The sequence below is a fragment of the Streptomyces sp. GL_141 genome, assembly GCF_057834385.1.
This window is the reverse complement of record NZ_CM174402.1, coordinates 6,186,909-6,198,790: the sequence shown is the minus strand read 5'-3', so window position 1 is coordinate 6,198,790 and position 11,882 is coordinate 6,186,909. Positions and strand designations below refer to the sequence as shown.

General features: G+C 70.8%; 8 protein-coding genes. 6 read left to right on the top strand and 2 right to left on the bottom strand.

Annotated elements, in window-relative coordinates; all coding sequences use genetic code 11:
* Window positions 1-136 precede the first annotated feature (136 nt).
* From AC3IX6_RS27470 to aceE, 5 genes are all read left to right on the top strand, one after another.
* Window positions 137-1,672: a leucyl aminopeptidase gene (locus AC3IX6_RS27470; RefSeq protein ID WP_489365525.1), complete on the top strand. Its 1,536-nt coding sequence runs from the start codon at window positions 137-139 to the stop codon at window positions 1,670-1,672.
* A gap of 296 nt (window positions 1,673-1,968) precedes the next feature.
* On the top strand, window positions 1,969-3,357 hold the full coding sequence (gene lpdA, locus AC3IX6_RS27465) for a dihydrolipoyl dehydrogenase (protein ID WP_250742547.1): 1,389 nt from the start codon (window positions 1,969-1,971) through the stop codon (window positions 3,355-3,357).
* A 54-nt stretch (window positions 3,358-3,411) separates the two neighbouring features.
* Entirely contained in the window at window positions 3,412-5,157 is a 1,746-nt protein-coding gene (sucB, locus tag AC3IX6_RS27460) for a 2-oxoglutarate dehydrogenase, E2 component, dihydrolipoamide succinyltransferase (protein WP_489365523.1), read from the top strand.
* A 232-nt stretch (window positions 5,158-5,389) separates the two neighbouring features.
* Window positions 5,390-6,013, top strand: a complete 624-nt coding sequence (locus AC3IX6_RS27455; protein WP_243330441.1) for a GntR family transcriptional regulator — start codon at window positions 5,390-5,392, stop codon at window positions 6,011-6,013.
* A gap of 244 nt (window positions 6,014-6,257) precedes the next feature.
* Window positions 6,258-8,942: a pyruvate dehydrogenase (acetyl-transferring), homodimeric type gene (gene aceE, locus AC3IX6_RS27450; RefSeq protein WP_489365521.1), complete on the top strand. Its 2,685-nt coding sequence runs from the start codon at window positions 6,258-6,260 to the stop codon at window positions 8,940-8,942.
* Window positions 8,943-8,998: 56 nt separating this feature from the next.
* On the opposite strand, the gene AC3IX6_RS27445 is transcribed toward aceE, so the two are convergent.
* Entirely contained in the window at window positions 8,999-10,378 is a 1,380-nt protein-coding gene (locus AC3IX6_RS27445) for a serine/threonine-protein kinase (protein ID WP_489365519.1), read from the bottom strand.
* Window positions 10,379-10,501: 123 nt separating this feature from the next.
* On the opposite strand from AC3IX6_RS27445, the gene AC3IX6_RS27440 reads away from it, so the two are divergent.
* The gene (locus tag AC3IX6_RS27440) at window positions 10,502-11,020 is read left to right on the top strand and encodes a DUF4240 domain-containing protein (RefSeq protein ID WP_405493664.1); all 519 of its coding nucleotides are present in this window, start codon (window positions 10,502-10,504) and stop codon (window positions 11,018-11,020) included.
* 15 nt (window positions 11,021-11,035) lie between these two features.
* On the opposite strand, the gene AC3IX6_RS27435 is transcribed toward AC3IX6_RS27440, so the two are convergent.
* The gene (locus AC3IX6_RS27435; protein WP_489365517.1) at window positions 11,036-11,806 is read right to left on the bottom strand and encodes an SDR family NAD(P)-dependent oxidoreductase; all 771 of its coding nucleotides are present in this window, start codon (window positions 11,804-11,806) and stop codon (window positions 11,036-11,038) included.
* Window positions 11,807-11,882: the final 76 nt, after the last annotated feature.

Below are 11,882 nucleotides of genomic sequence, written 5' to 3'. Positions count from 1 at the left end.
ACCTTCGAGTGGCGTGCGGACGAGTACGTGCGCGTAGGCTCGTTTCCGGCGGCCATCGGGCCCGAATACGATCGCTACGGACGGCCGTCCACCCACTCGGCCCACATCACCAAAACGGAAGCGAGAATTCACCACCGTGACTGCTCTGACTCTCAGCACTGCCGGACCGGCGACGCTGCGCGCCGACGTCCTCGTCGTCGGCGTGGCGAAGGGCCCCAAGGGCCCCGTCGTCGCCGCGGGCGCCGAGGCCGTGGACAAGGCGTACGACGGCAAGCTGGCCGCCGTGCTCGACGCTCTCGGTGCCTCGGGCGCCGAAGGCGAGACCACCAAGCTGCCGGCACCGGACGGCCTCAAGGTCCCGGTCGTGCTGGCGGTCGGACTGGGCGCCCTTCCCGACACGGACGAGTCCTACGACGAGGAGGCGCTGCGCCGCGCCGCCGGCGCCGCCGCCCGTGCCCTGCACGGCACCAAGAAGGCCGCCTTCGCGCTCCCCCTGGACGACGCCTCCGCCGTGACGGCCGTGGCCGAGGGCGCGCTGCTGGGCGCGTACGCCTTCACCGCCTACCAGGGCGGCGAGAAGAAGGCCGCCGGCTCCAAGAACGGCGGCCCGAAGCAGCCGCTCGCCGAGATCGCCCTGCTCGGCGCCAAGCCGCGCGACAAGGAGCACAAGGCCGCGGCCGAGCGCGCCACGATCGTCGCGACCGAGATCAACATCGCCCGTGACCTCGTCAACACCCCGCCGAACGACCTCACGCCCGAGGCCTTCGCAGCAGTCGCCGGTGCGGCCGCGAAGGAGAACGGCATCAAGGTCCAGGTCCTGGACGAGAAGGCCCTGATCAAGGGCGGCTACGGCGGCATCATGGGCGTCGGCAAGGGCTCCGAGAACCCGCCGCGCCTGGTGAAGCTCTCCTACACCCACGCCAAGGCGGAGAAGACCCTCGCCTTCGTCGGCAAGGGCATCACCTACGACTCCGGCGGCATCTCCCTGAAGCCGGCCGGCCACAACGAGACGATGAAGTGCGACATGGCCGGCGCCGCCGCCGTCTTCGCCTCCGTCGTCGCGGCCGCCAAGCTCGGCCTCCAGGTCAACGTCACCGGCTGGCTCGCGCTCGCCGAGAACATGCCCTCCGGCTCGGCCACCAAGCCCGGCGACGTGCTGCGCATGTACAGCGGCAAGACGGTCGAGGTGCTCAACACCGACGCCGAGGGCCGTCTGGTCCTGGGCGACGCCCTGACCAAGGCCTCCGAGGAGAACCCGGACGCGATCGTCGACGTGGCGACCCTGACCGGCGCCATGGTGATGGCCCTGGGTGACCGCACCTTCGGCATCATGGCCAACGACGACGCCTTCCGCACCTCAATCCACGAGATCGCCGAGGAGGTCGGCGAGGCCTCCTGGCCGATGCCGCTCCCCGAGGACCTGCGCAAGTCCATGGACTCCCCCACCGCCGACATCGCCAACATGGGTGTCCGGATGGGCGGCGGCCTGGTGGCCGGCCTCTTCCTCCAGGAGTTCGTCGGCGAGGGCATCACCTGGGCCCACCTCGACATCGCGGGCCCCGCCTTCCACGAGGGCGCCCCGTACGGCTACACCCCCAAGGGCGGCACCGGCTCCGCCGTCCGGACCCTGGTCCGACTGGCCGAGCGCACGGCCACGGGCGACCTGGGCTGACCCCTGGCAGTCGAGCTCCACACAGACCCCGGCCGTGATCAGATTTCCTGATCGCGGCCGGGGTCTGTTCGCTGCCAACGAAATCCGTAGGTTTCTACGCTGCGGTAACCCCCGGTTCGGGCAGAACGACCTGCCACAGGGCAGGCCCGGCGTCCCGCGTTCCGCCGACAAATGCGAAGATGGGTTCTCGGCAGGACAGGGCCCCCACCACAGGGCCGAAGAAAAAGCGGCCGTATACCAGCCGCCGCCCGGTCACAGAGGACCGGTGCTCGGCGCACATGCATGGAGGACGTGACGTGGCGAACGACGCCAGCACCGTTTTCGACCTAGTGATCCTCGGCGGCGGCAGTGGCGGTTACGCCGCGGCGCTGCGCGCATCCCAGCTGGGTCTGGACGTTGCCCTGATCGAGAAGAACAAGCTCGGCGGCACCTGCCTGCACAACGGCTGCATCCCCACGAAGGCTCTGCTGCACGCCGGTGAGATCGCGGACCAGGCTCGCGAGGCTGCCCAGTTCGGTGTCAAGGCCACCTTCGAGGGCATCGACATCGCGGGTGTGCACAAGTACAAGGACGACATCATCGCGGGCCTGTACAAGGGCCTGCAGGGTCTGGTCGCCTCCCGCAAGCTGACCTACATCGAGGGTGAGGGCCGCCTCTCCTCGCCGACGTCCGTCGACGTGAACGGCCAGCGCATCCAGGGCCGTCACGTGCTCCTGGCGACCGGCTCCGTGCCGCGCTCGCTGCCGGGCCTGAACATCGACGGCAACCGCATCATCTCCTCGGACCACGCGCTGGTCCTGGACCGCGTGCCCGAGTCCGCCATCGTCCTGGGCGGCGGCGTCATCGGCGTCGAGTTCGCCTCGGCGTGGAAGTCCTTCGGCACCGACGTCACGATCGTCGAGGGCCTCAAGCACCTCGTGCCGGTCGAGGACGAGAACAGCTCCAAGCTGCTGGAGCGCGCGTTCCGCAAGCGGGGCATCAAGTTCAACCTCGGCACCTTCTTCGACAAGGCCGAGTACACCGAGAACGGCGTGCGGGTCACCCTGGCCGACGGCAAGACCTTCGAGGCGGAGGTGCTGCTGGTCGCGATCGGCCGCGGCCCCGTCTCCCAGGGTCTGGGCTACGAGGAGCAGGGCGTCGCGATGGACCGCGGCTACGTCGTGGTCGACGAGTACATGCAGACCAACGTGCCGACCATCTCGGCCGTCGGTGACCTCGCCCCGACCCTCCAGCTCGCGCACGTCGGCTTCGCCGAGGGCATCCTGGTCGCGGAGCGTCTGGCCGGCCTCAAGGCCGTCCCGATCGACTACGACGGTGTGCCGCGCGTCACGTACTGCCACCCCGAGGTCGCCTCCGTCGGCATCACCGAGGCCAAGGCCAAGGAGATCTACGGCGCGGACAAGGTCGTGGCCCTCAAGTACAACCTGGCGGGCAACGGCAAGAGCAAGATCCTGAAGACCGCGGGCGAGATCAAGCTCGTCCAGGTCAAGGACGGTGCCGTGGTCGGCGTCCACATGGTCGGTGACCGGATGGGCGAGCAGGTCGGCGAAGCCCAGCTGATCTACAACTGGGAAGCACTGCCGGCCGAGGTCGCGCAGCTCATCCACGCGCACCCCACGCAGAACGAGGCGATGGGCGAGGCGCACCTGGCACTCGCCGGCAAGCCGCTGCACGCACACGACTAATCGTCACTGGGCGCGACGACCACTTCCGCACATTCGTTAGGAGCAACTGAAACCATGTCGGTTTCCGTAACCCTTCCGGCGCTCGGTGAGAGCGTCACTGAGGGCACTGTCACCCGTTGGCTGAAGGCCGAGGGCGAGCGCGTCGAGGCCGACGAGCCGCTGCTCGAGGTCTCGACCGACAAGGTCGACACCGAGATCCCGTCCCCCGTGTCGGGCATCCTGGCCTCCATCAAGGTCGCCGAGGACGAGACCGTCGAGGTCGGCGCCGAGCTGGCCGTCATCGACGACGGTTCGGGCGCGCCGGCCCCGGTCGCCGCTCCGGCCGCCGAGGCTCCGGTCGCCGAGGCTCCGGCCGCTCCGGCCCCCGTCGCCGAGGCCCCCGCGGCCCCGGCCGCTGCCGCTGCCGCTCCGGCTGCCGCCGGCACCGATGTCGTGCTCCCCGCCCTGGGCGAGTCCGTCACCGAGGGCACCGTCACCCGCTGGCTGAAGCAGGTCGGCGAGTCGGTCGAGGCCGACGAGCCGCTGCTGGAGGTCTCGACCGACAAGGTCGACACCGAGATCCCCGCCCCGGTCGCCGGCGTCCTGCTGGAGATCCTGGTCGCCGAGGACGAGAACGCCGAGGTCGGCGCGCGTCTGGCCGTCATCGGCGTGGCGGGCGCGGCTCCCGCGGCCGCTCCGGCCGCCGCCGCTCCGGCTCCGGTTGCCGCTCCGGCCCCCGTGGCCGCCCCGGCTCCGGTCGCTGCCCCGGCTCCGGTCGCTGCCCCGGTTGCCGCTCCGGCTCCCGTGGCCGCTCCGGTTGCCGCTCCGGCTCCGGTCGCCGCCCCGGCTCCGGTCGCGCCGGCCGCCCCCGCCGCCCCGGTTTCCGCCGGTGACGAGGGTGCCTACGTGACCCCGCTGGTGCGCAAGCTCGCCACGGAGTCCGGCGTCAACCTGTCCGCGGTCTCGGGCACCGGTGTCGGTGGCCGCATCCGCAAGCAGGACGTCCTGGCCGCCGCCGAGGCCGCCAAGGCCGCCGCTGCCGCCCCGGCGCCGGCCGCTGCCGCTCCCGCCGCCAAGGCTCCGGCCGCCGCGGTCTCCGAGCTGCGTGGCCAGACCGTCAAGATGACCCGCATGCGCAAGGTCATCGGCGACAACATGATGAAGGCCCTGCACTCGCAGGCGCAGCTCAGCTCCGTGGTCGAGGTGGACATCACCAAGATCATGAAGCTGCGCGAGAAGGCCAAGGCCGGCTTCCTCGCCCGCGAGGGCGTCAAGCTGTCCCCGATGCCGTTCTTCGTCAAGGCCGCGGCCCAGGCGCTGAAGGCCCACGCGGTCGTCAACGCCCGGATCAACGAGGACGAGAGCACCATCACCTACTTCGACTCGGAGAACATCGGCATCGCCGTGGACTCCGAGAAGGGCCTGATGACCCCGGTCATCAAGGGTGCCGGTGACCTCAACCTGGCGGGCATCTCCAAGGCGACCGCCGACCTGGCCTCCAAGGTCCGCGGCAACAAGATCACGCCGGACGAGCTGTCGGGCGCGACCTTCACCATCAGCAACACCGGCTCGCGCGGTGCGCTGTTCGACACGGTCATCGTGCCCCCGAACCAGGTCGCCATCCTGGGCATCGGCGCGACGGTCAAGCGCCCGGTGGTCATCGAGACCGCCGAGGGCACGAACATCGGCATCCGCGACATGACGTACCTGACCCTGTCCTACGACCACCGCCTGGTGGACGGCGCGGACGCGGCCCGGTACCTCTCGGCCGTCAAGGCGATCCTCGAGGCCGGCGAGTTCGAGGTCGAGCTCGGCCTGTAAGGCTCTCTGCGGCAGCGGTTCACGACTGTCGCGCACGGCGCCCCCGCCCGGGATGCACGTCCCGGGCGGGGGCGCCGTCGTCGTACCCTGGGCCCTTCCGGCCGACACCTGTAACCAGCCTCACGCTGCGCCTCTGACCAGGAACGCATCGCGACGAGCGGCTCGGCCGTATTGTCTACGCATCAAGGCCCCGCATGCCCCTGCACACCCCTCAGGAGATGAAGCCCCGATGATCACCCCACCCGTCGTGCACTCGCTGCGCGAGCAGATCCGCGAGCACATCGTGGAGGGGATCGTCAGCGGGCGCTGGAAGCCCGGTGAGCGGATCGTGGAGCGCCGGATCGCGGTGGAGCTGGAGGTCAGCCAGACGCCCGTGCGCGAGGCCCTGCGCGAGCTGGAGACGCTGCGGCTGATCGAGTCGGCGCCGAACAAGGGTGTGCGCGTACGGAACCTGTCGGCGGCGGACCTGGAGGAGATCTATCCGGTCCGGGCGGGCCTGGAGCAGATCGCGGCCGAGCTGGCCGCGCCCCGGCTGGCGGCCGACTGCTCGGCCCTGGAACCGCACGTGGCGGCCCTGTGGGAGGCCGACCGCAGTGCGGACGGCACGGCCCAGGTGCGGCACACCGTGGGCTTCCACCGGGAGATGGTGCGGGCCGCCGGGAACAGCGTGCTGCTGCACACCTGGGAGTCCCTGGGCATCGAGGTCTTCACGGCCCTGTCCATCCGGTGGCTGGGAACCGTCCAGAAGTCCTATGCCGAAGAGCACGAGGCCCTTGTGGACGCCTTCCGCAACCAGGACCCCGACATCGGCCTGCTCGTGAAGCGGCACGTTCTGGGGTGCGCGCCGCGGGCTTGATCTCGCCCTTCGAGACCGGCTCGGCCGCCCACCTCGTCCTGATTTGCCCGGCACTGGGTGCCCATTTTCATGGCACCCGGTGCCGACTTTTGTCGTATGGACGTTTATTCGTCACTTTCATTTGATCGATCATCGATCAGCGCCTTACAGTCATCCGCGGACCCCACCCGGGTCCAACGACCCTGTCCTGCCCGTCAGGGATTTCTTCACCACCTCTCCTTTGTCCGGAAGGCGGCGCACACCGATGTCCGACCCCGTAGGAAAGCTTCCGAGCGAGCTCGACCAGCTCCCGGACCGCGACACCGAGGAGACCGCCGAATGGGCGGCCTCGCTCGACGCCGTCGCCCAGGCCGCCGGTACGCGCCGCGCCGAATACCTGCTCCGTCGCACCCTTCAGCACGCCGAGGCCGCCGGCCTCGCGCTGCCGAAGCTCCTTGAGACGGACTACGTCAACACCATCCCCACCGCCGCGGAGCCGGAGTTCCCCGGCGACGAGGCGATGGAAGCCAAGATCACCGCCTGGAACCGCTGGAACGCGGCCGCCATGGTGACCCGCGGCTCCAAGTACGGCGTCGGCGGCCACATCGCCACCTTCGCCTCCGCCGCGTGGCTGTACGAGACCGGCTTCCAGCACTTCTTCCGCGGGAAGGAGGCCGACGGATCGGGCGACCAGCTCTACATCCAGGGCCACGCCTCCCCCGGCATCTACGCCCGCGCCTTCCTCGACGGCCGGATCTCCGAGCAGCAGCTCGACAAGTTCCGCCAGGAAGCCGGCGGCAACGGTCTCCCGTCCTACCCCCACCCGCGGCGCCTGCCGTGGCTGTGGGAGTTCCCGACGGTCTCCATGGGCCTCGGCCCGCTCTCCGCGATCTACCAGGCGCGCTTCAACCGCTACCTGCAGAACCGGAGCATCAAGGACACCGCCAACTCGCACGTCTGGGCCTTCCTGGGCGACGGCGAGATGGACGAGCCCGAGTCGACCGCCGCCCTGGCCCTGGCCTCGCGCGAGCAGCTCGACAACCTGACCTTCGTCATCAACTGCAACCTGCAGCGCCTCGACGGTCCGGTCCGCGCGAACTTCCGCGTGGTGCAGGAGCTGGAAGCCCAGTTCCGCGGCGCCGGCTGGAACGTCATCAAGTCGCTGTGGGGCTCCGCCTGGGACGAGCTGTTCCAGCTCGACACCACGGGCGCCCTGGTACGCCGCCTGCGCGAGGTACCCGACGCGCAGTTCCAGACGTACGCGACCCGCGACGTGGCCTACATCCGCCAGCACTTCTTCGGCGCCAACGCCGAGCTCGTGCAGCTGGCCGGTGTGCTCTCCGACGCGAAGATCGCCGAGTGCTTCCACACCTCCCGCGGCGGCCACGAGCCCCGCAAGGTCTACGCCGCGTACAAGGCCGCCCTGGAGCACAAGGGTGCTCCGACGGTCATCCTCGCGCAGACCGTCAAGGGCTACACGCTGGGCGCCGGGTTCGAGTCGAAGAACGCGAACCACCAGATGAAGAAGCTGACGATCGACGAGTTCAAGGACATGCGTGACCTCCTTGGCCTCCCGATCCCGGACAGCGCCTTCGCCGACGGCCAGGTCCCGTACGGCCACCCGGGCGCGAACAGCCCCGAGGTCCAGTACCTGAACGAGCGCCGCGCGGCGCTCGGCGGCCCGGCCCCGGCCCGCAAGGTCAAGCACGTGGCCCTGCCGGCTCCGGCGGACCGTTCCTTCGCCCCGCTGCTCAAGGGCTCCGGCAAGCAGGAGATGGCCACCACCATGGCCTTCGTCCGGCTCGTCAAGGACCTGATGCGGGACAAGGAGACCGGCAAGCGCTGGGTTCCGATCGTCCCGGACGAGGCCCGCACCTTCGGTATGGAGTCCCTCTTCCCGTCGGCCGGCATCTACTCGCCGCTGGGCCAGACGTACGAGCCGGTCGACCGCGACCAGCTCATGTACTACAAGGAAGCCAAGGACGGCCAGATCCTCAACGAGGGGATCACCGAGGCCGGCGCCATGGCCGACTTCATCGCCGCCTGCACGTCGTACGCGACGCACGGCGAGCCGATGATCCCGTTCTACATCTTCTACTCGATGTTCGGCTGGCAGCGCACCGCCGACCAGATGTGGCAGCTCGCCGACCAGCTCGGCAAGGGCTTCATCGTCGGCGCCACCGCCGGCCGCACCACCCTGACGGGTGAGGGCCTGCAGCACGCGGACGGCCACTCGCACCTGATCGCGTCCACGAACCCGGCGTCGCTCAACTACGACCCGGCCTTCGCGTACGAGATCGCGGTGATCGTCAAGGACGGTCTGCGCCGGATGTACGGCGAGAAGCCGGAAGACGTCTTCTACTACCTGACGGTCTACAACGAGCCGAAGCCGCAGCCGGCCATGCCCGAGGGCGTGGAAGAGGGCATCCTGCGCGGTCTCTACCGCTTCAACACGGCGGCGGACCTGGCGGAGGCGGCCCCGGCCGCCGACGCCCCGAAGATCCAGCTGATGGCCTCCGGTACGGCCATCCACTGGGCCCTCGACGCGCAGAAGCTGCTCGCCGCCGACTGGAACGTGGCCGCCGACGTCTGGTCCGCCACCTCCTGGGGCGAGCTGCGCCGCGACGCGCTGGAGTGCGACGAGGCGCTGCTGCGCGGGGAGATGCGCACCCCGTTCGTCACCCGCGCCCTGGAGGGCGTCACCAGCCCGGTGCTCGCCGTCTCCGACTGGATGCGTCAGGTCCCGGACCAGATCAGCCAGTGGGTCGAGCAGGACTACACCTCGCTGGGTACGGACGGCTTCGGCCTCTCCGACACCCGTGAGGGCGCCCGCCGCCACTTCGGTGTCGACGCCCAGTCCATCGTGGTGGCCGCGCTGGCCCAGCTCGCCCGCCGCGGCGAGGTCCCGGCGTCCTCCATCAAGGAGGCCCGGGAGCGCTACGGCCTGTAGGGCCCCGCGTTCTTCAGCGACCGTGAGGCGGTCCGTCCCTTCGGGGGCGGGCCGCCTCAGGTCGTTCCCGGGGGCGTCTCGTTGATCAGGTCGGCGAGTTCGCGCCGGACGGCGACCCGGATCTGCTCGGCCTTGGCCGTGGCCTCGGCCACGATCCCCTCGGCCTGCCGCTGCGCCGCCAGGACCGTCCGGCCGGCCCGCTCATCGGCGTCCGTACGGAGCTTCTCCGCCTCCAGCCGCAGCTCCTCGGCCCGCTGCTCGATCTGCCCGAGGCGCTGCGAGGCCACGGACTGGCGCACGGCCAGATCGCGCTCCGCCTGCTCGCGCCGCTTCCTCAGGTTCACCTCGAAGAGTGCGGCGGCTTCGGCGGCCTTGGCCCGGGTCTCCTCGAAGAGGTCGTCGGCCTGCCGGCGCTTGGTGGCCGCGTGCAGCTCCGCCCGCTCGCGCAGCTCCCGCACGTCGCGTTCGACGAGCTCGCGCATACCCGCGATCTCCCGCTCCGCGTCGGCGCGCATGCGGGCGACCTCGGCCGCGCCGTCGCCGGGCGTGGCCGCGGGCGGGGGCGTGGTCGCGGCCGGGGCGGCCGGCTGCCCGTGGGCGGCCAGGTGCCGGCCCATCTCCGCCACCACGCTCGCCGCGTCGCGGGGCCGGCGCGCCGGGTCCTTGGCGAGCAGGCGCATCACGAGGTCGGCGACGGGGGCGGGGGCCGCGCCGGGCCGCAGCGGGCGCGGCGCCTCGTGCACCTGCTGGTAGAGCAGGGCATGGGGCGCCGGGCTCGTGAAGGGCGGGCGGCCCGCGAGGCCCTCGTAGAGCAGGCAGCCCAGGCTGTAGAGGTCGCTGCGGTGGTCGATCCCGGCGTCGCCCCGGCACTGCTCCGGCGACATGTAGGCGAGGGTTCCCATGGCGGTGCCCGTGACGGTGAGGTCGGCCACGCGCAGCGTCTCGCCGAGGAACTTGGCGAGGCCGAAGTCCAGGACCTTGATGACGCCGGCGCCGGTGAGCATCACGTTCTGCGGTTTGACGTCCCGGTGGATGATGCCGCGCTCGTGGGCGGCGGACAGGGCCGTCGCGATCTGGCCGGCCCAGTAGACCACGTCGTACCAGGGCAGGGGCGCGGCCTCCCGGAAGACCTGGGCGAGGGTTTGGCCGTCGAGGCGCTCCATCACCAGGTAGAGGGTCCTGCGTCCCCCGACCACGGCCTCGCCGCAGTCGTGGACGGTGACCGTGTGCCGGTGCGGGAGGTTGGCGGCCGAGCGCACCTCGTGCGTGAACCTCTGCTCGACCTCCGCCGCGGCCATGCCGGGCACCGCGTGCACGAGTTTGACGGCGACCGGCCGCCGCATCCGTACGTCCACGGCGGCCCAGACCTCGCCCATGCCTCCCCCGCCGAGGCGCTCCTCCAGCCGGTAGCGGCCTTCGAGCAGTTCCCCCCGCATACCCCGTACCCCCTCCGTATCGGCTTCCCCGGTCCGAGTATGCGGCCGTGCGGGGGCCCGGACCGGCCTTTCGCGGCACGCGCGGTGGCGGCGAGGGGGTGTACCCGTGATGCTTGAGCGGTGATGGACGAGACGGAGTTCTGGGAGATGGTCGACCGTACCCGCGAGGCCGCCGACGGCGACCCCGAGGAACACGCCGAGCTGCTCGTGGAGCGGCTGGCGCAGCTCGACCCGGACTCCGTCCTGGACTTCGCGCGGCACTTCGAGTCGCGGTACAACCGGGCGTACACCTGGGACCTGTGGGGCGCGGCGTGGGTGCTGCTCGACGGGGCGAGCGACGACGCGTTCGACTACTTCCGGTGCTGGCTGATCGGCCAGGGCCGGGAGGTCTTCGAGGGCGGGGTGCACGATCCCGACCAGCTCGCGGAGCTCCTCGACGAGTTCGACGAGGAGATCGACGGGGACGGCGAGGAGCTGGGGTACGCGGCCGACGAGGCGTACGAGCAGCTGACCGGGTCGGTGGCGCCGGACCTGGGGATCCCGCTGCAGGCGGCCGAGCCGGAGGGCGCCGCGCTGGACTTCGAGAACGAAGCCGTGCTCGCGGAGCGCTTCCCCCGGCTGTGGGACCGCTTCAGGGGCTGACGCCCCTTCGGCGCGTCAGTAGTGCGTGCCGCCGTCGATGCGGATCTCCGTACCGGTGATGAAGGCGCCGTCCTCGGAGCCCAGCATGGCGACGACGCCGGCGACCGTCTGCGGTCCGGCGAAGCCCTGGCCGAGGGCCGGGGCGAGCTTGGCGAACAGGCTCCAGTCGGTGTCCTCGGGCAGGCCGGGGCCGTTGCCGGTGGTCATGCCGCTCTCGATGGAGCCGGGCGCGACCGCGACGAAGCGCAGGCCCTGCTTGCTGTACTCGGCGGCGAGCGCGTGGGTCATCGACTGGATGCCGCCCTTGCTGGCTGCGTAGGCGGACATGTAGGGGTGGGCGAAGGACGCCGAGGTGGAGCTGAAGTTGACGACGACCGGCTGGTCGCCCGCCAGCAGCGCCGGCAGCGACTCGCGGATGACCAGGAACGTACCGGTCAGGTTCACCGAGATGATCTTGTTCCAGAAGTCGAGCGTGGTCTGGTGGGTGTGCGCGGAGCGCAGGATCCCCGCCGCGTTGACCAGTACGTCGATCCCGGTGAGGGCTTCGACCGCGGCGGCCACGCCGGCCTTGACGGCGGCCTCGTCGGATATGTCGAGGACCGCGGTGGTGAGGCGGTCCGCGTGCCCGTCGGCGGCCGCCCGGTCGGAGGTGGCCTTCAGGCCGGCCTCGTTGACGTCCACGGTGTGGACCCGGCCGCCTTCGGAGAGGATGCGGTGGACGGTGGCCTGGCCGATGCCGGAGCCGCCGCCGGTGATGAGGACGCGACGTCCTTCGTAACGGTTCATGGGGAGGAGCGTACTCCCGCGATGGCACGTTTTGCCACCCTGTCAAAACATGCAGTTGCCCCACGGGTCCGGGGTA

What these genes read in the sequence shown, in the direction of transcription:
- sucB (WP_489365523.1), top strand. Translation starts at nt 3,412, where the DNA reads ATGTCGGTTTCCGTAACCCTTCCGGCGCTCGGTGAGAGCGTCACTGAG.
- aceE (WP_489365521.1), top strand. Translation starts at nt 6,258, where the DNA reads ATGTCCGACCCCGTAGGAAAGCTTCCGAGCGAGCTCGACCAGCTCCCG.
- AC3IX6_RS27445 (WP_489365519.1), bottom strand. Translation starts at nt 10,378, where the DNA reads ATGCGGGGGGAACTGCTCGAAGGCCGCTACCGGCTGGAGGAGCGCCTC.
- AC3IX6_RS27440 (WP_405493664.1), top strand. Translation starts at nt 10,502, where the DNA reads ATGGACGAGACGGAGTTCTGGGAGATGGTCGACCGTACCCGCGAGGCC.
- AC3IX6_RS27435 (WP_489365517.1), bottom strand. Translation starts at nt 11,806, where the DNA reads ATGAACCGTTACGAAGGACGTCGCGTCCTCATCACCGGCGGCGGCTCC.